Raw genomic sequence first — 22817 nt, forward strand, 5'->3', positions numbered from 1 at the left:
TCACTCGCATAAAAAAAGCGCTCGATGAGCGCTTTTTTGTTGGGAGTCGCAAACTTGGCGCTTGCTCAGAGCACAGCCTTCAAGGGCGGAGTCAAAGCAGCCGGGTTGCTGAGCACCCATTTACGCACTCGCTCGGCATCACCAATCCGCGAATATTTGCCGGTCGAATCGAGCAAGACCATGATCACTTTGCGGCCCGCCATGCGCGCCTGCATCACCAAGCAGCGACCAGCCTCATTGATGAAGCCGGTCTTTTGCAAACCAATATCCCAAGACTTGCTGCTGAGCAAGCCATTCGTGCTGTGAAACTGCACCTGGCGCCTGCCCAGCGCGACCTGGTGTTCACGGGACGTGGACAACTCCCGCAGCAAGGGCACCTCATGCGCAACCTTGACCAAGGCCGCCAAATCATTGGCGCTGGACTGGTTGCGGCTCGATAAACCGGTCGGCTCGACGTAATGGGTATCGCGCATGCCCAAGGCTTGTGCTTTTTGATTCATCGCGGCCACAAAGACCTCCAAGCCGCCCGGGTAGTGGCGACCCAGGGCATTGGCGGCGCGGTTTTCCGACGACATCAAGGCCAGATGCATCATCTCGCCGCGTGTCAGCGTCGTGCCCACCACCAAGCGTGAGCGCGTGCCCTTCTCGGTATCGATATCCTCGTCACTGATGGTCAACTTCTCGTCCAAGGACTGGCCGGCCTCCACGACCACCAGTGCCGTCATCAGCTTGGTGATCGACGCGATAGGCAAAACGGCCTGCGAATTCTTGGAAAACAAGACTTCATTGGTGTCCTGGTCCATCACCAAGGCCACGCTGGACTTCAAATCCAAGGGATCGGCCGCAGCGTGCAGGCCGTAGAGCTGCCCAAAGGTTGGCTTGGCCGCCACCTCCACGACCGAAGCCACGGCTTTACGTGGGATGCGCGAGGCCGGTTTGACCTTGCGAACTTCCTTTGCCACTTGCTTTTGCGCAGATTTTTTTACGGGCTTGCTTGTTGTAGCCGCAGTCGCAGCCGCAGCCTCTTGCACCGGCAAGGCCAAGCAAGTGACGGCGAACGCGGCCAAAACCGTCCGCAAAGTCATGCCTGTCAAACATTTGGAAAAATTCTTCAATCCGCGCCCCAGCTACTGTTGTGCAGTTTAGATGAAAGGAAAAATACTAGCAAGATCAAATGCTTACAAGCGGCTCTTCAAGCTCCGCTTTGCGTTAAAAAATGGCGGATTGGGCGTCAGACAATGCTCAACCCTGTGCTGCCACCCGCTCGATCTTGCTGTGCAATTTATTCAAGGCACTCAAGTAAGCCTTGGCCGAGGCCACAACGATATCGGGGTCTGCCCCAACGCCGTTGACGACGCGCCCGCCAAATTGCAGCCGCACCGTCACCTCGCCCTGCGATTCTGTGCTGCCGCTGGTGATGGCATTGACCGAATAGAGCAACATCTCGGCGCCACTTTGCGCGGCCAACTCGATGGCTCTTAGAACTGCATCGACGGGACCGTTGCCATCGCTCTCCATCCGGTGCTCGACCGCACCGGCCGCGAACACCACGCTGGCATGCGGCCGCTCACCCATCTCCGAGTGCTGCGCCAAGGCGATCAGGCGGTAATGCTCATTCTCGGCAGTGACAGATTCGTCCATCACCAAGGCGATGATGTCCTCGTCAAAGATCTCGTTCTTGCGATCGGCCAAATCCTTGAAACGCACAAAGGCTGCGTTCACTTCGGCTTCGGACTCAAGCGCAATGCCCAACTCCTGCAGCCGCTGCTTGAAGGCGTTACGTCCACTGAGTTTGCCCAGCACGATTTTGTTGGCGCTCCAGCCCACATCTTCGGCGCGCATGATCTCGTAGGTGTCGCGCGCCTTGAGCACGCCGTCCTGATGAATGCCCGAGGCATGGGCAAACGCATTGGCGCCGACCACCGCCTTGTTCGGCTGCACCACAAAACCGGTGGTCTGCGAGACCAAGCGGGAGGCCGACAGAATCTGCGTCGCATCGATGTTGACGTCAAGCCCGAAGTAATCGCGCCGCGTCTTGACCGCCATCACCACTTCTTCCAGCGAGCAATTGCCGGCCCGCTCGCCCAGGCCATTGATCGTGCACTCGATCTGGCGCGCGCCGCCGATTTGCACGCCGGCCAGCGAGTTGGCGACCGCCATGCCCAGGTCGTTATGGCAATGCACGGACCAGATCGCCTGATCTGAATTTGGCACGCGCTCACGCAAGGTCTTGATGAAGTTGCCGTACAACTCGGGGATCGCATAGCCGACCGTGTCGGGGATATTGATGGTGCGAGCCCCCTCCTTGATCACCGCCTCGACCACGCGGGCCAAAAAGTCCGGGTCGGAGCGGTAGCCGTCTTCGGGCGAGAACTCGATGTCGCCGCTCAAGTTACGCGCAAAGCGGACGGCTTGAATCGCTTGCTCCAACACCTGCTCGCGCGTCATGCGCAGTTTTTTCTCCATATGCAACTCGCTGGTGGCAATGAAGGTGTGAATGCGCGAGCGCGCCGCGCCCTTGAGCGCCTCGGCGGCACGGGCGATGTCGCGGTCATTGGCACGTGCCAGCGAACAAATCGTGCTTTCGCGCACCGCATCGGCAATCGCCTTGACCGCCTCGAAGTCACCGTTGCTGGAGGCCGCAAAACCGGCCTCGATCACATCCACTCGCAGGCGCTCCAACTGGCGCGCAATGCGCAGCTTTTCGTCCTTGGTCATCGAGGCGCCGGGGCTTTGCTCGCCGTCACGCAAGGTGGTGTCAAAGATGATCAATTGGTCGGCCACGGTGAACTCCAGAAGAAAAGGATTGAAAAAAAGCCCGCGAAGCGTTTGCTTGGCGGGCTGTGATGCAGAAAGCTATTGACGTGAGCGATCAGCGAACCCGGAAGGTTCCTAGTAGTAGCAGGCTGATCGCGGTCGCAAAGTTCATAAGGTTCAATATAGCACGCCAATTCAGCGGTGCAGGCCCTGTTCATCGGGATCATGGGTCGAGGTCGCGATCATGCTGACCGGCCGGCCCTTGGCCTTGCGCCAAAAGTAAATCACATAACCCGACAGACCATAGGCGCAGAAGATCGCAAACAGGCCCAGCGGCGGGTTCTGGCTGATCAGCACAATGGCCAGGGCGATCGCGACCAGCACCACAAAAGGCACGGTGCGGCGAGCGCCGACGACCTTGAAGCTGTAGAACGGCGCATTGGTCACCATCGACAGGCCGGCAAACAAGGTCATGCCAAAGGCGGTCCACACCACCCAAGGCAAATTCGTCACCCGTTGAAATCCGTAATCATCAAAGGCCCAGATCATGCCGATCACAATGGCCGCGGCCGCCGGACTGGGCAGCCCCTGGAAAAAGCGCTTGTCGACCACGCCGATATTGACGTTGAAACGCGCCAGCCGCAGCGCCGCCCCGGCGATATAAACAAAGCTTGGAATCCAGCCCAGCTTGCCCATGTCCTTGAAGGCCCAGATATAGACGATCAGCGCCGGCGCGGCGCCAAAGCTGACCATGTCCGAGAGGCTGTCCATCTGCTCGCCGAAAGCACTTTGCGCATTCGTCATGCGTGCCACGCGGCCGTCCAAGCTGTCGAGCACGGCGGAGCAGAAGATCGCAATGCACGCGACTTCGAAGCGGCCATTCATCGCCATCACGATGGCATAAAAGCCCGAGAACAGCGCTGCCAGCGTGATGGCATTAGGCAAGACATAAATGCCCTTGCGGCGCGGGCGCGGTACGTCGTGCGCACCCTCGTCATCATCGTCGGACATATCGGCCTGGGTCTTTTTCTTGAGATCGGTCATGGGGCGAAAGGATACAGCACACAGGCAACGAAAAAAGCCGCGCGGCCGTCAGGCAACGCGGCTTTCATTGTTCCGTGGTCCTATCAGTTTTTCGACTGATCAACCAGACGGTTCGCCTTGATCCAAGGCATCATCGCGCGCAGCTTCTCGCCGACTTGCTCGATCGGATGCTCGGCGGTCAGGCGGCGGCGGCTCAGCAGCGTGGGCGCGCCGGCCTTGTTCTCAAGGATGAAGCTCTTCGCGTATTCGCCGGTCTGGATGTCCTTCAGGCATTGGCGCATCGCGTCCTTGGTGGCGGAAGTCACAACCTTGGGGCCGGTCACATACTCACCATACTCGGCGTTATTGGAGATCGAGTAATTCATGTTGGCGATGCCGCCTTCATAGATCAGATCAACAATCAGCTTGAGTTCGTGCAAGCACTCGAAGTAGGCCATTTCGGGCGCGTAACCGGCTTCGGTCAGCGTCTCGAACCCGGCCTTGATCAGTTCCACCGCGCCGCCGCACAGAACAGCCTGCTCGCCGAACAGATCGGTTTCGGTTTCTTCACGGAAGTTGGTTTCGATGATGCCGGCCTTGCCGCCGCCATTGGCCGAGGCGTAGCTCAGGGCCAGATCACGCGCCTTGCCCGACTTGTCGGCGTAGACGGCGATCAGGTGAGGCACGCCGCCGCCCTGGGCGTAGGTGCCGCGCACGGTGTGGCCAGGGGCCTTGGGCGCGACCATCCAGACGTCCAGATCGTCGCGCGGTGTGACTTGACCGTAATGGACATTGAAGCCGTGGGCGAAGGCCAGCGAAGCGCCCTGCTTGATATTGGGCTCGACCTCGTTCTTGTAGACCTCGGCGATTTGCTCGTCGGGCAGCAAGATCATCACCACGTCGGCGGCCTTGACGGCGTCGGCGATCTCAGCAACCTTCAAGCCGGCGTTCTCGGCCTTGGCCCAGGACGCGCCACTGCGGCGTAGACCGACGGTCACTTTGCAGCCGCTGTCGTTCAGGTTCAGTGCGTGGGCATGGCCTTGTGAGCCGTAGCCGATGATGGTGACGTTCTTGCCCTTGATCAGGCTCAGGTCAGCGTCCTTGTCATAAAAAACGTTCATATCGTGCTCCAGGAAAAATTCAGTACGGGGTGTGTGAGGAAGAAAACTTAGACGCGCAGAATGCGCTCGCCGCGGCCGATGCCGCTGGTGCCGGTGCGCACCGTCTCCAGAATCGAAGCCCGGTCGATCGAATCGATGAAGGCATCCAGCTTGGATGAATCTCCGGTCAACTCGATCGTGTAGGTCTTCTCGGTCACATCGATGATGCGGCCGCGGAAGATGTCGGCGGTGCGCTTCATTTCTTCGCGCTCCTTGCCGACGGCGCGAACCTTGATCAGCATCAGTTCGCGCTCGGTGTAATTGCCTTCGGTCAGATCGACCACCTTGACCACCTCAATCAGGCGGTTCAGATGCTTGGTGATCTGCTCGATCACTTCGTCCGAGCCGGTGGTGACGATGGTCATGCGCGACAGCGAGGGGTCCTCGGTCGGCGCCACGGTCAGGCTCTCGATGTTGTAGCCACGCGCCGAGAACAGCGCCACCACGCGCGACAGCGCGCCCGGCTCGTTCTCGATCAGCAATGCAATGATGTGCTTCATTTTTTCTCGTCCTTCGCGCTCTTCAAACCGGCAGCGGTAACTGACGGTTCTTGGCCACGCTATTCGATTTAAGGGAGTGGGTACTACTTCTTGCTGACTTCACAAGGCCACTGACCGCGCGCGGTAACGCAACGGCCCCGGCCCTGCTCGGTCAACTCAAAGGTCTTCGGACCCCAGGCGCATTTCCGAGATGCCCTTGCCCGTCTGAACCATGGGCCAGACGTTCTCGGTCGGATCGGTGCGGATGTCCAGAAAGACCGTGCGGTCCTTCAGGCGGATCGCTTCGCGCAGCGCGCCTTCGACATCGCCGGGCTGCTCGACCACCAGGCCGATGTGGCCATAGGCCTCGGCCAGCTTGACGAAGTCGGGCAGCGCTTCCATATAGCTGTGCGAGTAGCGCTTGCCGTAGTCCAGCTCCTGCCACTGCCGCACCATGCCGAGATAGCGGTTGTTCAGCGACAAGATCTTCACCGGCGTCTCGTACTGCTTGCAGGTCGAGAGCTCCTGGATATTCATCTGGATCGAGCCGTCACCGGTGATGCAAAACACATCTGCCTTGGGTCGCGCCATCTTGATGCCCATGGCGTAGGGCAAGCCCACGCCCATGGTGCCCAGGCCGCCGGAGTTGATCCAGCGGCGCGGCTGCTCAAAGCGGTAGAACTGCGCCGCCCACATCTGGTGCTGGCCGACGTCCGAGGTGATGTAAGCGTCGCTGTCCTTGGTCAACTTCCACAGGGTTTCGACCACCATCTGCGGCTTGATCACATCGCTTGAGGTCTTGTAGACCAGACACTCGCGGCGGCGCCATTCATTGATCTGGCTCCACCAAGCGTTGATGGACGCAGCATCCGGTTTAGCCTGCGCTTCCTTGATCTGAAAAATCAATTCCTGCAGCACGTCTTTCACATCACCGACGATGGGGATATCGACCCGCACCCGCTTGGAGATCGACGAAGGGTCGATGTCCACATGGATGATCTTGCGTTCGACCTGAGCGAAATGCTTGGGGTTGCCGATCACGCGGTCATCAAAGCGCGCGCCCACGGCCAGCAGCACATCGCAGTGCTGCATGGTCATATTCGCCTCGTAAGTGCCGTGCATGCCCAGCATACCGAGGAACTTGGGGTCGCTGGCGGCAATCGCGCCCAGGCCCATCAAGGTGTTGGTGCAGGGATAGCCGAGCAAATTGGTCAGCTCGCGCAACTCGGCCGAGGCCTCGCCCAGAATGACGCCGCCGCCCGAATAGATGTAGGGCCGCTTGGCCTGCAAAAGCAGTTGCACCGCCTTGCGGATCTGGCCGGTGTGACCCTTGCGCGCCGGGTTGTAGGAGCGCATTTCCACATGCTTGGGGTACTCGAACGTGCTGCCCAGCTTGGCCATCGAGACATCCTTGGGAATGTCCACCACCACCGGGCCGGGGCGACCGGTACGGGCGATGTGAAAGGCCTTTTTCATCGTCATTGCCAGATCGCGCACATCCTTGACCAGGAAGTTGTGCTTGACGATGGGGCGGGTGATGCCGACGGTGTCGCATTCCTGGAAGGCATCGAGCCCGATCGCCGGCGTAGGCACCTGGCCGGTCACGATCACCATCGGGATCGAGTCCATATAGGCGGTGGCGATGCCGGTGACGGCATTGGTGACGCCGGGGCCGGAGGTAACGAGCGCGACGCCTACATCACCGGTGGCGCGGGCATAGCCGTCAGCGGCATGCACGGCGGCCTGCTCGTGACGCACCAGCACATGCTGAATGGTCTCTTGTTTGTACAGTGCGTCGTAGATGTACAGCACCGCGCCACCTGGGTAGCCCCAAAGGAATTGAACACCTTCGGCCTGCAGGCAGCGAACCAGGATCTCGGAGCCATTCAGCTCGGAGGAAGAATTTTGTGTTTGGGAATTTAGCGGTGCCGAACCGGCACGCTTGACATCCGCGCTTGACATATCCATTTAGAACCTTTGTGAATTTCTCTAACGAAAAACCATTGGTGTTCCTACTCGTGCCCTCGTGAGGCGGACTCGGAACCTGCGCGATCAAAAAGGTGGTGCCCCGGTCGGGCTGCCAGCTGAAGACCAGAATTTTCTTTGTGCGAAGCAGCATTATGCACTGGACTTGAGGCCAAGCCGACATGGCAAATAGAGAACGCTCTCGCAATGCGATACTTCGCGCTGTTTTGCCAGCATCGGGTTCAGTCCCTCTCCTCTCCTTGGCCACCGACAAAGAACTCAATGATTTCCTGCGTGCCGTCGACCGGCGCGCCTTCAAGCGCACCGCTTATATGGTGCGTGACGATGACGCGGCCCTGGACATCGTGCAAGACGCCATGATCAAGCTGGCGGAAAAATACTTCGACCGTCCGGCGGCCGAATTGCCACTGTTGTTTCAGCGCATCTTGTCGAACGCGACGATGGATTACTTCCGTCGCAAGAAGACTCGCAATGCGGTCATGCAAAATATGTCGGACTTTGAGTCCAGCGATCCGGATGGCGATTTCAACCTGCTGGAGGTGCTTGAAGCGCAAGAAGGCACACTGGGCGCATTAAGTGCTGCCGATGAGGTTTCCAGGGGCCAAATCTTGCAAGCCATCGACGCCGAAGTGGCTGAATTGCCCGCACGTCAACGGGAAGCCTTCCTGCTGCGTTACTGGGAGGAAATGGATGTCGCTGAAACCGCGATCGTCATGGGTTGCTCGGAAGGCAGCGTGAAAACGCACTGCTCCCGCGCCACGCATGCATTGGCAAAATCGCTGAAGGCCAAGGGGATTACTTTATGAACAAGTCGCAATTCGGAATGGATCATGCATCCAATGAGGACGCGCGCGTCGCCCGCTTTGGCCTGCGCGTCGCTGCCGGCCTGAACGAGCAGGCGCAGACCTTGCCCGCCAACGTTGCTGAGCGCCTCAGTTTTGCACGCGAGCAAGCGCTGATGAAGGCGCGCAATGCCCGTGTGGCCCAGGCGCAAGCCGCGCCGGCCTCGGTCTTCGTGCGCTCCGGCTCGGCCTTGAGCCTTGGCCGGGGTGGCGACTCGCCGCGCTGGTTGAAACTGACATCCTTGCTGCCCTTGATCTTGCTGGTGCTGGGCTTGGCTGTCATTCAGCACAGCCAGTGGTATGAGCAAATTTTGGCTGCGGCAGAGATTGACACAGGCCTGTTGTCGGACAAATTACCGCCAGCGGCTTACGGTGATCCGGGCTTCAAGGAATATTTGAGCGATGAGCAAACGGAGTAATCTGAGCCCATGAAGAGACTCGCGCGCGACTCCATTTCAACCTGCCGCCAGCGTCAGTTCGCTCGCTTGTCTGTTGCGGCAATAGCCTTGTTTGCCCTTCAAGCAGTCACTGCCCAAGGCCAGGCGCCGGCAGTGCTTGAAAGCACAGCTTTGGCGGCTTCCGGCCCCACTTTGGCAGCCTCGGCCGCAGCTGAGCCCCTGCAGCGCATCAGCCCAAACAAAATCGCCGCACCGAATGCACTCTTGCCTGCCCCTGGCTGGGCCAAGCTGAACGGTGCACAAAAAATCGCGCTACAACCTTTGGAGCATGACTGGGACGGACTTGACACTGCCCGCAAAAGCCAATGGCTGGAAGTTGCAACGCGTTTTTCTGCCCTCCCTGCAGAAGAACAGTGGCGCTTGCAAGAGCGCATGCGTGAATGGGCAAGACTGAGCCCGGCCGAGCGTCAGCAAGCAAGAATTGGCTTCCAAGGCGCCAAGAAAATAGGCGCTGACGAACGTCAAGCCAAATGGCAAGCCTATCAAGCACTGCCCGCAGAACAACGCCAGCAGTTGGCCGACAAGGCGGCGAAAAAATTAGAAACACAGTCTGCCAAGATGACTGGCATCACCCCTTCGGGCCTCAGCACTCAAAGCAACAACGCGCCACAAGCGAAGTCCAACCGAGTACCCGCAGCAGTTCCGGACCTGGCGCCCAAGGCCGTTGCGGCCTCCTTGCTGCAAGCCAAACCAGGCGCGACCACCGTGTTGATTACTCAAGACAAGCTCATTCCCGCGCACCAGCAGGCCGGCAACACCAAGGTACTGGCCAACCCTGATCTGGTCGACAGCAAAACCTTGCTGCCCAAACGCCAAGCGAGCGGCGCTTCAGCGCCATGACTGACGCCAGCCTAGAGCGGCCAAGCCTGAAGCGGCGCATGGCGGCGTTTGTCTATGAAGGCGTGGTCCTGTTCGGTGTGGTCTTCGCCACCGCCTTCTTGTTCGGCACCTTGACCCAGCAGCGACACGCCATGCAGGGACAACATGCGCTGCAAGCCGTTTTATTTGTCGTGTTGGGTGTCTATTTTTGCTGGTTTTGGACCCGTGGCGGCCAAACCGTGGCGATGAAGGCTTGGCATATTCGCCTCGTTGACCTGCAAGGCCGTCCCTTGAGCCGCCTGCGGGCGCTGATGCGTTACTGTTTGAGCTGGCTTTGGTTTGCGCCTGCCCTGCTGAGCGTCTGGATGATAGGCGTGCGCAGCACAGGCGCCATCTTCAGCACCCTGCTGGCGGGAGTCGCCGCCTACGCCTTGCTGAGTCGCCTGCACCCAAGTGGGCAATTCCTGCACGACGTGATTTGTGGCACGCAATTGATCACCCAAAAACCCCTCAAGCGATGAGCAACCCCTACAAAGGCAAGACCGGTCTGGCCCGCATACTGCACGCGACTGGCTACTCCTTGGCCGGGCTGCGCGCAGCCTATACCGGCGAAAGCGCCTTCCGGCAAGAAGTCTGGCTGCTGGTGATCGCCACGCCCGCAGCCTTCTGGCTCGGCCAGGGCTGGGTACAAACCGCGCTCTTGCTGGGTTCGCTGATGCTGGTTTTGATTGTCGAGTTGCTGAATTCAGGCATCGAAGCAGCGATCGACCGGGTCTCGTTCGAACTGCACGACCTCTCCAAACGGGCCAAAGACTTGGCCAGCGCGGCAGTGCTGCTATCGCTATTGCTCAGCGCCGGGATTTGGGGCGCGGCGCTGTGGCAACGCTTCTGCAGTTGAAACGACTCAGACTGCTTCTTCGTCGGTTTCGCCGGTGCGGATGCGCACCACCTGCTCCACCGGCGTGACAAAGATCTTGCCGTCGCCGATTTTGCCGGTCTTGGCGGCCTTCAGGATTGCGTCGATGCAGCGCTCGACATCTTCATCCTTGACCACCACCTCAACCTTCACCTTGGGCAGGAAGTCGACCACATATTCGGCCCCCCGGTACAACTCGGTGTGACCCTTTTGGCGACCGAAGCCCTTCACCTCGGTCACCGTCAAGCCCGACGCCCCCACTTCGGCCAAAGACTCGCGGACTTCGTCCAGCTTGAAGGGCTTGATGATGGCGGTGATTTGCTTCATGGACTTTGACTCCAAAACAGGTGAGATTGCTGTGATTTAAGCACGGAACTTCGACGTAATCGGATAGCGCCAGTCGCGCCCGAAAGCGCGGTGCGTGATGCGTATGCCGATCGGCGCTTGGCGGCGCTTGTATTCATTGATTTTGATCAGCCGAGTGACTCGCTCGACATCGGCCACCTCGAATCCGCCCGCCACAATCTCGGCCAGCGACTGATCGTCTTCCATATAGCGGGCCAAGATGGCATCCAAGACTTCGTAGGGCGGCAGGCTGTCTTGATCCTTCTGGTCGGGTCGCAGCTCGGCCGACGGTGGACGGGTGATGATGCGCTCAGGGATGATAGGCGCCGTCGTCAACACCGTGCCGTCTGGGCGCAGCGTAGGCTGTTCGTTACGCCAACGCGCCAGCCTGAACACCAATGTTTTGGCGACATCCTTGATCACCGCAAAACCGCCCGCCATATCGCCGTACAGCGTGCAGTAGCCGGTCGCCATCTCGCTCTTATTGCCGGTGGTCAGCACGATGGACCCGAACTTGTTTGACAAGGCCATCAGCAAAGTGCCGCGAATACGGGCCTGGATGTTCTCTTCGGTCGCATCCAGCGGCAAATCCTTGAACTCGTCCGCCAGGCTGGCATTGAAGGCGTCGAACATCGGCGAGATCGACTTCTCGTCATAACGCACGCCGAGCCGCTCGGCCATATCACGCGCATCGATCCAGGAGATATCGGCCGTGTAGGGCGACGGCATCATCACGGTGCGGACCTTGTCGGCGCCCAGCGCATCGACCGCGACCGCCAAGACCAAGGCTGAATCGATACCGCCCGACAGGCCCAGCAACACACCGGGAAAACCGTTCTTGCCCACATAGTCGCGCACGCCAGTGACCAGGGCGGCCCAGACCTGCGCCTCCAAACTTGGCAAAGGCAGAACTTGCCCCTTGGCCTCGCCCGCCGCGTCGATCTCCAGCAGCGTCAACGTTTCCTCAAAAAATGGCGCCCGCGCGGCTAACTCGCCATTCGCATTGAGTGCAAAGGACGCGCCGTCAAACACCACCTCGTCTTGCCCACCGACCAGATGGGCGTAAAGCAGCGGCAGCCCCACATCGCGCGCCCGCTCGGCCATACGCTGCTCGCGCTCCTCAGCTTTGCCGACATGGAAAGGCGAGGCGTTCAGCACGCACAGCACCTGCGCGCCAGCCGCCTTGGCCGCCCGCGCCGGTTCGTCAAACCAAGCGTCTTCGCAGATATTCAAACCAAAGCGCAGGCCGCCGACCTCGAACACGCCCGCAGGCTCGCCGGCATCGCGCCCTGAGACAAAGTAGCGTCGCTCGTCAAAGACCTGATAGTTGGGCAACTCCCGCTTGCAGTAGGTCAGCAAGACTTGACCCCCTTGCAACACCGAAGCCGCATTGAAGCGCGCCGGCACGGATCGGCTCTTGGACCTAAGATCGCGCTGACCAGATTGTTGAAACGGATGACCGACCACCACGGTCAATCCTTCGCAGTTGGCCAAGTCCGTGGCAATGCTCTGTAAAGCTGCGTCGCAAGCCTGCATAAAGGCATGGCGCAAGAGCAGGTCTTCGGGCGGGTAGCCGCACAGACTCAGCTCGGGCGTCAGCAGCAGTTTGGCGCCAGCCGCATGGGCGCGCCGCCCATATTCGACGATCTTTTTTGCATTGCCTTCAAGATCACCCACGGTGACATTTATTTGCGCGAGCGCGACGATCACAGACATGGATTTCACCGATGGAATACAGATGGAAATAGCAGCAGCCGATTATGTCATCCGCGTATTTGAAGACCCTCGTCAACTCGCTCGGGCCGATTGGAATGCGCTCTTGGCCGCACAGTCACAGCCGACGCCCTTTATGCGGCACGAGTACCTGTGCGCTTTGCATGAGTCCGGCAGCGCCACCGCCACGACCGGCTGGCAGCCTCAGTTCATCAGCCTGTGGCTGCAAGACCAATTGCTTGCGGCCTGCCCCGCCTACCTAAAGAGCCATTCCTACGGCGAATATGTGTTCGACTGGGCCTGGGCCGATGCCTACCAAAGGCATGGCCTCAAGTACTACCCCAAACTGCTGGTGGCCGTGCCCTTCACACCAGTCCCTGGCAGCCGTTTGTTGGCGGTCAATGCCGAGGCCCGCACGCTCTTGATGCGAGGCCTGCAAGCCCTGGCAGGCCAGCAGGGCTTGAGCTCGGCCCACCTCTTGTTCGGCGACTCGGCAGACTTTGATGCCGCCCAAGAACAGGGCTGGATGCAGCGCCATGGCGTGCAGTTTCACTGGCAAAACTGCTCGCCTGAGCCCTATGCCTCCTTCGAAGAGTTCCTCGCCTCGATGCAGCGCGAAAAGCGCAAAAAGATCCAACAAGAGCAACGTCGGGTGCGCGAAGCCGAAATTCATTTCGAGGTCCGCCAAGGTGCACAGATCGGTGAAGCCGACTGGGATTTTTTCTATCACTGCTACCAGCTGACCTACCGGGCCCACCGCAGCACGCCTTATCTGACGCGGGAATTTTTTCGCTTGATGAGCCAAGACATGGCAGAGAACTGGTTGCTCTTCACCGCCAAACGCGGAGCAGAGGCCATCGCCAGCTCACTGGTCGCGCTGGACCCCGAGAGAGGTCACGCCTATGGCCGCTACTGGGGCGCGGTCGAGACCGTGTCATGCCTGCATTTCGATGCCTGCTATTACCAGCCGCTGGCCTGGTGCATCGCCAATGGCTACCGGCGCTTCGAAGGGGGCGCGCAGGGCGAACACAAGATGGCACGCGGCCTGCTTCCCGTCAGCACCCATTCCAGTCACTGGTTGGCACACCCGGACTTCAGCAATGCGGTGGCCAACTTTCTGGCGCAGGAGGGTCAGGCCATGCGCGGCTACGTCAACGAATTGGAAGATCACCAACCCTTCAAATCAAGCGCGCAATAAAAAAGCGCCCGGCTTTCGCAGGGCGCCTGTTGGCGTCAAAAACCAAGCAAGATCAGCCTTGCTTGGCCTTGTTGTAAGCCTCGATGCCGGAGACGATTTCGGCCTTGGCGGCTTCCGGGCCTTCCCAGCCTTGCACCTTGACCCACTTGTTCGGCTCCAGATCTTTGTAATGCTCAAAGAAATGCTGGATTGCGTTGAGGCGCATCTTGTTGACGTCCTCGGGCTTTTGCCAATGCTCGTACATGGGCAAAATCTTGTCGATGGGCACGGCCAGCAGCTTGGCGTCGCCGCCGGCTTCATCTTCCATCTTCAAGACGCCGACTGCGCGGCAGGTGATCACCACGCCGGGGGTCAGCGGGTAAGGCGTTACGACCAGCACATCCACCGGGTCACCGTCGTCCGACAGCGTTTGCGGGATGTAGCCGTAGTTGCAGGGGTAGTGCATCGCGGTTGTCATGAAACGGTCGACAAACATCGCGCCGGTTTCCTTGTCAACCTCGTACTTGATCGGGTCCGCATTCATCGGGATTTCGATGATGACGTTGAACTGTTCGGGCGCTTTGGCGCCGGGGGTGACGTTATGCAGGCTCATGATTATCCGTAAGTCGACAGGGGGAAACCCGCATTCTAAGGGCAGGCCTTGCCGCCAGCTGACGGCAGCGGCATCGATCGCCTCCCATCGTTTACCCGCAAACCTTGGGTAAACACCCAAGGTTTGCGCCCTCTCCTTCTCGTAGCATCAATTTGGGCGACCTGACCCTCATGTTCCACTCACGTTCAGAGGTGCCGGGCCTAAGTTTTTCCTCCAACTGCAGATAGAAACGTTAGGAGACATCTACATGTCGACGAGTTTGGCGCTGTATTTCGCTTTGGCCTGCGGCCTAGCGGCTGTGTTGTACGGCTTCATACAAAGAAGCTGGATCTTGAGTCAAGACGCGGGCAACGCTCGCATGCAGGAGATTGCCTCCGCCATTCAACAAGGAGCTGCCGCTTATTTGGCCCGTCAGTACAAGACGATTGCGGCGGTCGGCATCGTGTTGGCGATCCTGATCGCGGTCTTTCTGGACAGCATGTCGGCGATCGGCTTCGTGCTCGGCGCGGTGCTCTCGGGTGCCTGCGGCTTCATCGGCATGAATGTGTCGGTGCGGGCCAATGTGCGCACCGCACAGGCCGCGACCAAGGGCATTGGCCCTGCGCTGGACGTTGCCTTCAAGGGCGGCGCCATCACCGGCATGCTGGTGGTGGGCTTGGGGCTCTTGGGTGTGAGCCTGTTCTTCTGGTTTTTGAGTGGCGGCGAAAAAATTGATGCCGCCACACTCAAGCCGCTGCTGGGCTTCGCTTTCGGCTCGTCGCTGATCTCGATCTTCGCCCGTCTGGGCGGCGGCATCTTCACCAAGGGCGCTGACGTCGGCGCCGATCTGGTCGGCAAGGTGGAAGCCGGCATCCCCGAGGATGACCCGCGCAACCCGGCCGTGATTGCCGACAACGTCGGAGACAACGTCGGTGACTGCGCCGGCATGGCCGCCGATCTGTTCGAGACCTACGCCGTGACGCTGATCGCCACCATGGCGCTGGGCGCGTTGGTGGTGACTTCAGCACCGATGGCCGCCATCCTCTATCCGCTGATGCTGGGTGGCGTATCCATCATCGCGTCCATCATCGGCTGCTACTTCGTCAAGGCCTCGCCGGGCATGAAGAACGTGATGCCGGCGCTCTACAAGGGCCTGGCCGTGGCCGGCGTGCTGTCACTGATCGCCTTCTACTTTGTCACCCACGCGGTGATGCCGGATGATGCGTTAGGTGCAGGCACCCGCATGCGCCTGTTCGGCGCGTGCGCCGTCGGTCTGGTTTTGACTGCCGCGCTGGTCTGGGTCACCGAGTTCTACACCGGCACGCAATATGCGCCGGTCAAGCACATCGCTCAGGCCTCGACCACCGGTCACGGCACCAACATCATCGCCGGCCTCGGCGTGTCTATGCGTTCGACCGCCTGGCCGGTGTTGTTCGTCTGCCTGGCGATCTTGGCGTCCTACCAACTCGGCGGTTTGTACGGCATCGCTACCGCAGCCACCTCGATGCTGAGCATGGCCGGCATCGTGGTTGCCCTGGACGCCTATGGCCCGATCACCGACAACGCCGGCGGCATCGCCGAAATGGCCGAGCTGCCCGCCAGCGTGCGCGATGTGACCGACCCGCTGGACGCCGTCGGCAACACCACCAAGGCGGTCACCAAGGGCTATGCGATTGGTTCGGCCGGTCTGGCGGCGTTGGTCTTGTTTGCCGACTACACCCACTCGCTCGAAGCTCGCGGCATGCATGTGTCGTTTGACCTGAGTGATCCGAAAGTGATCGTTGGCCTCTTCATCGGTGGCCTGATCCCCTACCTGTTTGGTGCGATGGCAATGGAAGCCGTTGGCCGCGCAGCCGGCTCCGTCGTGGTGGAAGTGCGCCGCCAGTTCGCCGACGGCCTGATCATGGCCGGCAAGCGCAAGCCTGACTACAGCGCTGCCGTCGATATGCTGACGAGCGCCGCGATCAAGGAAATGATCATCCCTTCGCTGCTGCCGGTGATCGTGCCGGTGGTGGTGGGCCTCTTGCTCGGCCCAGCAGCCTTGGGTGGCTTGCTGATGGGCACCATCGTCACCGGTCTGTTCGTAGCGATTTCGATGTGTACCGGCGGCGGCGCCTGGGATAACGCCAAGAAGTACATCGAAGACGGCCATCACGGCGGCAAGGGCAGCGAAGCCCACAAGGCCGCCGTGACCGGCGACACCGTCGGCGACCCCTACAAGGACACAGCCGGCCCGGCCGTCAACCCGCTGATCAAGATCATCAATATCGTGGCGCTCTTGATCGTGCCCTTGCTGCCGATGCAACTCACGCCGGCCACGGCGTCCACAGCGCTACACGCCGTAGAGCCCACACCTGTGGTGGAGACCGTGGCAACGCCTGCTGCATCCGAACCATTGAAGGCGGCATCACAGCCTTGAGCTTGGTCGCTGAAGACAAAGCCTGGAGATAAAACAGCCCGCATGCGGGCTGTTTTCGCTTTGACTGTGACTGCATGCGGGCCACAATAGCGGCCAGGCAACGGGGGAATTCAAACTGCCATGACGAACACAGCGATCTCACGGCACGGCCTGGAGCGGCGGCGGTCGCAGTTGAGCGATCTGCGTCGCTATTTGGCGACTCAGGAGCATGAATTCGAAACTCTGCGCTCACAGGTGCAAGGCTTTGTGCTTCGCTACGTGGATACCTTGGGCGAGCTCTATCTGGAGCTGGACGCGCTGGAGTCACAGCTGCACAGTGCGACCAGTGGCTTGGCCGAGGCGCTGCGCAGCAGCGGCGTCGATGCCCGCTCACCATTGGCTCCCCAGGCCACTTCGCTGCCGGTCTTGCCGCAATTGCCACCCGCTGCTGCATTGCCGCCCGAGCCACTGAGTGGCTTGGTCGAGATGGCGCCGCCCACGCTGAAAACACTCTACCGTCGCGCCGCAATGCGCTTGCATCCCGACTTTGCCGCCAACGAGGCGGACCGGCGCGCCCGCGAGCAAAGCATGATGCTGGTGAACGAAGCCTATGCAGCGTCCAACCGCAATCAGCTGGAAATGCTGCTGCTGGCGGCTGGTGAAGATCCGGTGCGCGTCAGCGGCGGCAATGCTGACGCGCTGCGCAATTGGTTGAGTCGCTGCGAGCAAATGGTGCAGGGGCGCTTGCGCGTGGTGCAAGCCCATCTGGCTTTGCTGACCGTGCACCCGATGCACCGGCTTTGGCTGGCGATCGCACAGGCCGAGCTCAAAGGCCTGGACCCCTTGAGCGTGATGGCCAATCGCCTGCGTAGCCAGATCAGCGAGCGCCGCCAGGAGCTCTATATCGGCCAGCGTCTGCAGCCGCAATCGAGCTTGGCGCAGGCCTTCTTGCACAGGCGCATCGAGCGCATGGGTGCGGCTGCAAGCGCCAGCTAAGTCGGTCTATGGCTTAGCGGTGGCGGTGAGCGCGGCCCAAGCCAATATCTGCGTCAATACCTCGTCGCTGGCCTCGCTGAAGGCCCGTACTGCACCCGCAGCGTCGCCACTGCGGCTGGGTTTTACCGCCTCGAAAGTCTGCGTGATGCCAGCGCCCTCACCCAAACGCGCCCGCAAGCTAACTCGGACTTCAGACTGCGTGGGCGAGCTGAAGCGCTGCTCAAACTCCACCAGCTCCAGGCGCAGCACGACAGGCTTGCTGCCGGCGCCCCTCGGTGCCAGCGCCAACTTTTGCCGCAGCCGCTCACTCAAGAGCGCGGCCGGCGGCGCTGTCCAGCGGCTGTCACGGTAGAACTGGGGCTGAAACTCATTTTGGTACGCCAAGCGATAGGCAATGCCTGAGCCAGCCAACCAAGGCGGCGCGCTCATTTCGCTCAATTGCAAGTCTGGCACCGGCGCTACAGCCTGGCTGGACATCGGACCTAAATCGAACAGAGAAGGTGCCGTGCCCTTGTTGCCACTCAAGGCACAGGCGCTCAAGACAAAGGCCGCGGCGCTCGCCAGCAGCAGGACTTTCACGGATTCACGCCTCATTTAGTTTGCCTTTCTGGCCCTGTCATCAAATCCTGCTTCACCCGGCCCGGCCGGCGCCGGCTGCGGCCCGAACAGGAAACTCTGCGGCTGCTCGCCGATTTGGCTGGCCGTGCGCTCGATCGCCCGCCCGCTCTGACTCCAGACGTCGACCAGCGACTGACTGCGCGGCCCTCTATTCGTGCCGACCAGGGCCATATCGAGACGCTGGGCCGTCAGCTGCACTTGCGCGGAGGCTTGGCCGATACGATCAAGTAATTCGGCACGCTGGCGCAGCTCCTGCGCCAGCAGTGTCGATTCCGCGACCAGGCCGTCGACCCGCTGTAGCGTGGTGCTGCCACCCGCCATCATTTGCTTTGTCTGAGCAAGCAAAGGCGGCAGCGCCGCAGCGGTCGGCGCCAAGGCCTTGCTCAAGGCCGCGACTTGGCTTGCCGCTTCTCCAAACTGACCCAAGCTGCGGCTGAAGGCCTGCTGATTGGCGTCGCCCAGCAAGGTGTTGACCCGCACTGCCGCCTCGCTGACCCGCGCCAACAACTGCGGCCCGGCGCTGCTGAGCTGATCCAGCATCGAGGCTTGCAACTCGATGGGCGCGCCGCCCGCTGCCAATGGCGGCGAAGCCTGTGCTCCTTCGGGCTCGGAGAGATCGATATAGCTCAAGCCCGTGATGCCTTGATAGCCGAGCCTGGCCACCGTGGCCTGCGTCAAGGGGGCGCTCTTGGCCACCCGAATACCGATCAAAATCCGCTGACTGTCGCTCTTGTCAAAGCCGATCGATTCGACCTTGCCCACCAAGACGCCGCGCAGCTTTACCGGCGCCTTCAGGTTCAGCCCCGACACGCCGCTGCGCGCCACGATGGTGAAATCATTCTTCTCGCCTTGATCACCCTGAAACCAGGCTGCCACCAAGGCCAGCACGCCGCCTAAAAAGAGGATAAAGATGCCGGTGGCCAGGGCATGTGCGCGGTTTTCCATATGCTTGAACACTCCATCTATTTTGAGTCGGCTGCTGCCGGTGCTGCCATGGACCCTTGACGCAAGCTGCTGCGGTAACTTTGAATGTAGTCGTCATTGCATTGCGATGCATGACCAAGAAAGAACTCCTGAATAAAGGGCTGCGGCTGCTTGGCGACCTCGCTCAAGGGCCCGATGCCGACCAGACGCCGATCGGCCAGCACCGCCACCCGGTCCGCCAGCGCGAACAAGGTATCCACATCATGCGTGACCATCACCACGGTGAGGCTCATTTCGCTGCGCAAATCCTCGATCAGACGAACGAAACGCTTGCTGCTGGCGGGATCCAAGCCGGCGGTAGGCTCATCCAGGAACAGCAGGACCGGATCGAGAATCAAGGCCCGCGCCAAAGCGACGCGCTTGATCATGCCGCCGGACAATTCGGCCGGCTTTTTCAAGGCGTCGGCCGGACTCAAGCCCACCTGGCTCAATTTGAGCAGCACCAATTCGGACATCAAGCGTTTGGGGATGTCCTTCAATTCACGCAGTGGCAAGGCAATATTGTCAAACACGGTCAGCGCTGAAAACAGCGCGCCCTGCTGGAACAGTACACCCCAGCGATTGCGCACTTGCGCCAAATCGGCGGCCTCGCAATTGCCCAGCTGATGGCCAAAGATGCTGACCGTGCCGGCAGCAGGACGCTGCAGCCCCAGCATCAAACGCAGCAAGGTGGTCTTGCCACTGCCCGAACCACCAATGATGGCCAGCACCTCGCCGGACATGACGTCCAGACTCAAGCCGCGATGAATCACCGCACGCCCCAAGACCGTCGTGACGGCGTCTATTTCGATCACCGGGATGCGTCGCTCGGCAGTTTGCAGCGTCGCCATCTAAATACCCACGCTCTGGAAAATGATCGCAAAAGCCGCGTCGGCAATGATGACGACGGTGATGGAACTGACGACCGAACTGGTCGTGCCCACGGCCAAGCTCTCACTATTGGGTTTGATTCGTAGGCCGAAATAGCAGGCCACGAACGCAATCAGCATGCCGAACACATGGGCCTTGCCCAGGCCCAACCATAAATTGGCTTCGGGCACCGCCGCCGGTATGCCATGCAAAAACTGCACATAGTCCAGCCCCAGCGTCGCGCGGGCAGCCACCATGCCGCCGGCCAAGACCATGCAGCTGGTCCATAGAGCCACCAAAGGCATCGCCAGCCCGAGCGCAAAAATCTTCGGCAAGACCAGGCGTATCGTGTGTGAGATCCCCATCACCGACAGCGCATCGAGTTCCTGAGTTACCCGCATAACGCCGAGTTGCGCCGTCATCGCCGAGCCACTGCGCCCCGCCACCAGAATCGCCGCCAGCAAAGGGCCCAGCTCGCGCCAGACGCTCAAGCCGAGGATGTTGATGACGTAGATGTCGGCACCAAACAGGCGCAGTTGGCGCGAGGTCAGGTAAGACAGCGTGACCCCGACCAGAAAGCCGACCAGCGCGGTGATGCCCATGGCCTGCGCTCCGGTGCGGTAGATATTGACCGAGATATCCCGCCATGCGATCAGGCCGGGAGACTTCAGCAAATGCCAGCAGTCAATCGCCAACTGTCCCAGCAGGCGTGTGGCGGCCACCAGATGCTCGATCATCAAGAACAGATCGCCGCCAAAAGCGGTCACGCCGGCAGGCATGCGGCCACGCCGCGCCGTCGGTAGCTTGGGAACATTCAGCTTCGCAAACATCGCTTGATGCTCGGGCAGCCATACGACCTCGCCCGCCATGCGCTGACCCCAGGCATCCCACAGCATCATCGCGCCGGCATTGTCCAGGCGTTGCAAGGAGCAAAGATCCCAGGCCACACCTTGGCGCCAAAGTTCGGCCGCCTGCGCGCTCAGCGCCTCGAAATGCCCACGCAAGGGCAGCAAACTCCAGTCTCCTTCCAGGCGCGCAACACCTGGACCAGCGGGGTCGCCTTCATTCGGTCGATGCACGATACGCGGCAGCACCGCCGTACCGTCTTGCTCTGCTGGTTCGCCCACCGCCATCGTGCCTGTACTCATTGTGTGTGGTGATGCATCAGCATCGTGCGCTTGCGAGCAGCCATTCCGCTCGAACTCGCGCGCGATGGTCGAGGTCGAGGTAGACGTAAAGGCTCCATGGCTCTAGCCTCGGCCCAATGGCGCAAGTCCTGCGTTTTCAATACCCTCAGCGGCATGCGGTCTTCCATGCTCAAGCTTGAATACTGCGTTTCCATGCTCGCTGTGCCCGTCGTCATTGATCTTGTTGCACATCAGTTTAGAGCCCGCGCGGCCTTCTAACGCCGAGGATTTTTCGCAGGCAGTCATTGAGCAGGCTTTCGATACGGGCCAGGGCTTGAGGCCTCAGCTTGCAGCCATTGATCTGCGTCAACAACATTAAGCGTTCGTTCTGAGGTGAATCACAGTATCGATACTTCGTATCCGCTTGGCCACTTCGCCGAGTCCGATGTAGTGCTGGACTTAAGCGACAGCGAGCGCAGGCCAGCGGACCGCGACATAAGCCAAGCTGTGCGCCGCTCAAGCTGGGCCATTGCCAGAAGACTTCTCGCTAGGGCCTGCGCAACAAGAACTCAAGCGGGATATCCAGCCGTGCGGCCCAGGCATTTTCGTTGTGTCCACTGCCTTCGAAAACCCGCGTCTCGAAATTGAGGCCATCCACATAGCCACGCTCGCGCGCCAGCTCATTCACCATCACCTGGTAGGGTGCATACAGCGCGTCGAGTTCGGTCGTGCCGTGGTCCTGGTAAAGCCGGTGAGTCTCGGGCGAAGCGAGGTGCGTGCGCAGATAGTTGAAGGCCGCCAAGGGGATCGCCGCGTTGGGCTTGGAGATACCAACCCAATGCGTCGACAAGCCGGCAGCGCCGCCGAAAACCTGCGGATACTCATTCATCGCATAGACCGAGATCAGCCCGCCCATGCTGGAGCCCATCAGGAAGGTGCTGGCGGGCTCGGGCCGGGTCGTGTATTTGGCATCGATGACCGGTTTGAGTTCCTCGACCAAGAAGCGTAGATAGGCATCGGACTGCGGCTTGTTGAGCAAGCGTTCAGTGATCAAACGCTCGCGTTGCGGGGCGGGCATCAGTGCGAGGTATTTCTGCGGAAAATACTCGCTGTGGCGGTACTTGCCGTTATTCCAGATGCCGACGATCAGGGTCTGAGGAATGCGCCCCGCCGCGACCAAGCGCGCCACGCTCAAGTGCACATCCCAAGCCTGCTGGTTCCATGTTCTGCTGGCGTCGAACAGCATCTGGCCATCATGCATATAAAGCACTTGGTAGCGCTTGTCAGCCGAATAGCCCTCAGGCACCCAGACATCCACATGGCGCGCATCCACCCATTTGGACGGGAAGTTGGCCAAGCGCTCAATGCGGCCCAGGCTGACCAGGGGAAGCGCTTGCGTGCCCTCGGCGCTCTCAACTGGCGCCCCTGCCCCGGAGCCCTGAGCTCCCGCAGCACCCACCGAAATGGCCAAACTCATGGCAGCCATTGCCCTGCTGTAAATCGATTTCATGGTTTTTTTGATTTTCATTGAGTGGCGCTTGCCCGGCAGTGGCGTGGCAGGTGGGCGGCGGGCCTGAC

General features: G+C 60.5%; 22 protein-coding genes. 8 read left to right on the forward strand and 14 right to left on the reverse strand.

Translation table 11 applies throughout. The annotated features are described in order from the left end of the window. Positions 1 to 65: 65 nt before the first annotated feature. From pbpG to LNV09_RS12885, 6 genes are all read right to left on the reverse strand, one after another. A complete protein-coding gene (pbpG, locus tag LNV09_RS12860; RefSeq protein WP_263557468.1) occupies positions 66 to 1085 on the reverse strand; it encodes a D-alanyl-D-alanine endopeptidase in 1020 nt (339 codons plus the stop codon). 157 nt (positions 1086 to 1242) lie between these two features. Further along, complete coding sequence (locus LNV09_RS12865) at positions 1243 to 2784, reverse strand: 2-isopropylmalate synthase (RefSeq protein ID WP_263557469.1); 1542 nt, start codon at positions 2782 to 2784, stop codon at positions 1243 to 1245. Positions 2785 to 2952: 168 nt separating this feature from the next. Further along, a complete protein-coding gene (pssA, locus tag LNV09_RS12870; RefSeq protein ID WP_411969281.1) occupies positions 2953 to 3801 on the reverse strand; it encodes a CDP-diacylglycerol--serine O-phosphatidyltransferase in 849 nt (282 codons plus the stop codon). A gap of 83 nt (positions 3802 to 3884) precedes the next feature. Next, on the reverse strand, positions 3885 to 4901 hold the full coding sequence (ilvC, locus tag LNV09_RS12875; RefSeq protein WP_263557470.1) for a ketol-acid reductoisomerase: 1017 nt from the start codon (positions 4899 to 4901) through the stop codon (positions 3885 to 3887). 47 nt (positions 4902 to 4948) lie between these two features. Continuing rightward, entirely contained in the window at positions 4949 to 5440 is a 492-nt protein-coding gene (gene ilvN / locus LNV09_RS12880; protein ID WP_263533520.1) for an acetolactate synthase small subunit, read from the reverse strand. A 156-nt stretch (positions 5441 to 5596) separates the two neighbouring features. Further along, positions 5597 to 7387, reverse strand: coding sequence for an acetolactate synthase 3 catalytic subunit (locus tag LNV09_RS12885; protein ID WP_263557471.1), 1791 nt, complete (start codon positions 7385 to 7387; stop codon positions 5597 to 5599). Between the two features lie 257 nt (positions 7388 to 7644). Between LNV09_RS12885 and LNV09_RS12890 the strand changes: the two genes are divergently transcribed. From LNV09_RS12890 to LNV09_RS12910, 5 genes are all read left to right on the forward strand, one after another. Further along, entirely contained in the window at positions 7645 to 8211 is a 567-nt protein-coding gene (locus LNV09_RS12890) for an RNA polymerase sigma factor (RefSeq protein ID WP_263533522.1), read from the forward strand. Positions 8212 to 8228: 17 nt separating this feature from the next. Further along, positions 8229 to 8666 (forward strand): DUF3619 family protein, encoded by a 438-nt coding sequence (locus tag LNV09_RS12895; RefSeq protein WP_263557472.1) that lies wholly within the window; start codon positions 8229 to 8231, stop codon positions 8664 to 8666. A 132-nt stretch (positions 8667 to 8798) separates the two neighbouring features. After that, positions 8799 to 9545 (forward strand): DUF3106 domain-containing protein, encoded by a 747-nt coding sequence (locus LNV09_RS12900; protein WP_263557473.1) that lies wholly within the window; start codon positions 8799 to 8801, stop codon positions 9543 to 9545. Beyond that, on the forward strand, positions 9542 to 10045 hold the full coding sequence (locus LNV09_RS12905) for an RDD family protein (RefSeq protein ID WP_263557474.1): 504 nt from the start codon (positions 9542 to 9544) through the stop codon (positions 10043 to 10045). The genes LNV09_RS12900 and LNV09_RS12905 overlap by 4 nt, the downstream gene beginning before the upstream one ends. Then, positions 10042 to 10422: a diacylglycerol kinase gene (locus LNV09_RS12910; RefSeq protein WP_263557475.1), complete on the forward strand. Its 381-nt coding sequence runs from the start codon at positions 10042 to 10044 to the stop codon at positions 10420 to 10422. The genes LNV09_RS12905 and LNV09_RS12910 overlap by 4 nt, the downstream gene beginning before the upstream one ends. Positions 10423 to 10428: 6 nt before the next feature. Here the strand turns inward: LNV09_RS12910 and LNV09_RS12915 are convergent, their stop codons facing one another. Next, entirely contained in the window at positions 10429 to 10767 is a 339-nt protein-coding gene (locus LNV09_RS12915) for a P-II family nitrogen regulator (protein ID WP_124452671.1), read from the reverse strand. 36 nt (positions 10768 to 10803) lie between these two features. Further along, on the reverse strand, positions 10804 to 12501 hold the full coding sequence (locus LNV09_RS12920) for an NAD+ synthase (RefSeq protein WP_263557476.1): 1698 nt from the start codon (positions 12499 to 12501) through the stop codon (positions 10804 to 10806). Positions 12502 to 12523: 22 nt separating this feature from the next. Between LNV09_RS12920 and LNV09_RS12925 the strand changes: the two genes are divergently transcribed. After that, entirely contained in the window at positions 12524 to 13696 is a 1173-nt protein-coding gene (locus LNV09_RS12925) for a GNAT family N-acetyltransferase (RefSeq protein WP_263557477.1), read from the forward strand. A gap of 52 nt (positions 13697 to 13748) precedes the next feature. Here the strand turns inward: LNV09_RS12925 and ppa are convergent, their stop codons facing one another. Continuing rightward, positions 13749 to 14288: an inorganic diphosphatase gene (gene ppa / locus LNV09_RS12930; protein ID WP_263557478.1), complete on the reverse strand. Its 540-nt coding sequence runs from the start codon at positions 14286 to 14288 to the stop codon at positions 13749 to 13751. Positions 14289 to 14535: 247 nt separating this feature from the next. Here ppa and LNV09_RS12935 point away from each other — a divergent pair, with 247 nt between their 5' ends. Both LNV09_RS12935 and LNV09_RS12940 read left to right on the forward strand, forming a co-directional pair. Then, the gene (locus LNV09_RS12935) at positions 14536 to 16686 is read left to right on the forward strand and encodes a sodium-translocating pyrophosphatase (protein ID WP_263557479.1); all 2151 of its coding nucleotides are present in this window, start codon (positions 14536 to 14538) and stop codon (positions 16684 to 16686) included. Positions 16687 to 16806: 120 nt separating this feature from the next. Next, positions 16807 to 17661, forward strand: coding sequence for a J domain-containing protein (locus LNV09_RS12940; protein WP_263557480.1), 855 nt, complete (start codon positions 16807 to 16809; stop codon positions 17659 to 17661). 6 nt (positions 17662 to 17667) lie between these two features. On the opposite strand, the gene LNV09_RS12945 is transcribed toward LNV09_RS12940, so the two are convergent. The 5 genes from LNV09_RS12945 to LNV09_RS12965 all read right to left on the reverse strand — a co-directional run bounded on the left by LNV09_RS12945 (position 17668) and on the right by LNV09_RS12965 (position 22716). Beyond that, the gene (locus tag LNV09_RS12945; RefSeq protein ID WP_263557481.1) at positions 17668 to 18255 is read right to left on the reverse strand and encodes an ABC-type transport auxiliary lipoprotein family protein; all 588 of its coding nucleotides are present in this window, start codon (positions 18253 to 18255) and stop codon (positions 17668 to 17670) included. After that, on the reverse strand, positions 18256 to 19224 hold the full coding sequence (locus tag LNV09_RS12950; RefSeq protein WP_263557482.1) for an MlaD family protein: 969 nt from the start codon (positions 19222 to 19224) through the stop codon (positions 18256 to 18258). A 17-nt stretch (positions 19225 to 19241) separates the two neighbouring features. Beyond that, a complete protein-coding gene (locus LNV09_RS12955) occupies positions 19242 to 20093 on the reverse strand; it encodes an ABC transporter ATP-binding protein (protein WP_263557483.1) in 852 nt (283 codons plus the stop codon). Next, on the reverse strand, positions 20094 to 21260 hold the full coding sequence (locus LNV09_RS12960) for an MlaE family ABC transporter permease (protein WP_263557484.1): 1167 nt from the start codon (positions 21258 to 21260) through the stop codon (positions 20094 to 20096). A 526-nt stretch (positions 21261 to 21786) separates the two neighbouring features. Then, positions 21787 to 22716: an alpha/beta hydrolase gene (locus LNV09_RS12965; RefSeq protein ID WP_263557485.1), complete on the reverse strand. Its 930-nt coding sequence runs from the start codon at positions 22714 to 22716 to the stop codon at positions 21787 to 21789. Positions 22717 to 22817 lie beyond the last annotated feature (101 nt).

This window comes from Paucibacter sp. B2R-40, from assembly GCF_025717555.1.
Taxonomy (GTDB): Bacteria; Pseudomonadota; Gammaproteobacteria; order Burkholderiales; family Burkholderiaceae_C; genus Paucibacter_A.

Coding starts and splice junctions, on each gene's coding strand:
- LNV09_RS12950 (WP_263557482.1), bottom strand. CDS start 19,224: ATGGAAAACCGCGCACATGCCCTGGCCACCGGCATCTTTATCCTCTTT.
- pbpG (WP_263557468.1), bottom strand. CDS start 1,085: ATGACTTTGCGGACGGTTTTGGCCGCGTTCGCCGTCACTTGCTTGGCC.
- LNV09_RS12945 (WP_263557481.1), bottom strand. CDS start 18,255: ATGAGGCGTGAATCCGTGAAAGTCCTGCTGCTGGCGAGCGCCGCGGCC.
- LNV09_RS12885 (WP_263557471.1), bottom strand. CDS start 7,387: ATGGATATGTCAAGCGCGGATGTCAAGCGTGCCGGTTCGGCACCGCTA.
- LNV09_RS12940 (WP_263557480.1), top strand. CDS start 16,807: ATGACGAACACAGCGATCTCACGGCACGGCCTGGAGCGGCGGCGGTCG.
- LNV09_RS12905 (WP_263557474.1), top strand. CDS start 9,542: ATGACTGACGCCAGCCTAGAGCGGCCAAGCCTGAAGCGGCGCATGGCG.
- ppa (WP_263557478.1), bottom strand. CDS start 14,288: ATGAGCCTGCATAACGTCACCCCCGGCGCCAAAGCGCCCGAACAGTTC.
- LNV09_RS12920 (WP_263557476.1), bottom strand. CDS start 12,501: ATGTCTGTGATCGTCGCGCTCGCGCAAATAAATGTCACCGTGGGTGAT.
- LNV09_RS12925 (WP_263557477.1), top strand. CDS start 12,524: ATGGAAATAGCAGCAGCCGATTATGTCATCCGCGTATTTGAAGACCCT.
- LNV09_RS12955 (WP_263557483.1), bottom strand. CDS start 20,093: ATGGCGACGCTGCAAACTGCCGAGCGACGCATCCCGGTGATCGAAATA.
- LNV09_RS12965 (WP_263557485.1), bottom strand. CDS start 22,716: ATGAGTTTGGCCATTTCGGTGGGTGCTGCGGGAGCTCAGGGCTCCGGG.
- LNV09_RS12895 (WP_263557472.1), top strand. CDS start 8,229: ATGGATCATGCATCCAATGAGGACGCGCGCGTCGCCCGCTTTGGCCTG.
- ilvC (WP_263557470.1), bottom strand. CDS start 4,901: ATGAACGTTTTTTATGACAAGGACGCTGACCTGAGCCTGATCAAGGGC.
- pssA (WP_411969281.1), bottom strand. CDS start 3,801: ATGACCGATCTCAAGAAAAAGACCCAGGCCGATATGTCCGACGATGAT.
- ilvN (WP_263533520.1), bottom strand. CDS start 5,440: ATGAAGCACATCATTGCATTGCTGATCGAGAACGAGCCGGGCGCGCTG.
- LNV09_RS12910 (WP_263557475.1), top strand. CDS start 10,042: ATGAGCAACCCCTACAAAGGCAAGACCGGTCTGGCCCGCATACTGCAC.
- LNV09_RS12960 (WP_263557484.1), bottom strand. CDS start 21,260: ATGAGTACAGGCACGATGGCGGTGGGCGAACCAGCAGAGCAAGACGGT.
- LNV09_RS12935 (WP_263557479.1), top strand. CDS start 14,536: ATGTCGACGAGTTTGGCGCTGTATTTCGCTTTGGCCTGCGGCCTAGCG.
- LNV09_RS12915 (WP_124452671.1), bottom strand. CDS start 10,767: ATGAAGCAAATCACCGCCATCATCAAGCCCTTCAAGCTGGACGAAGTC.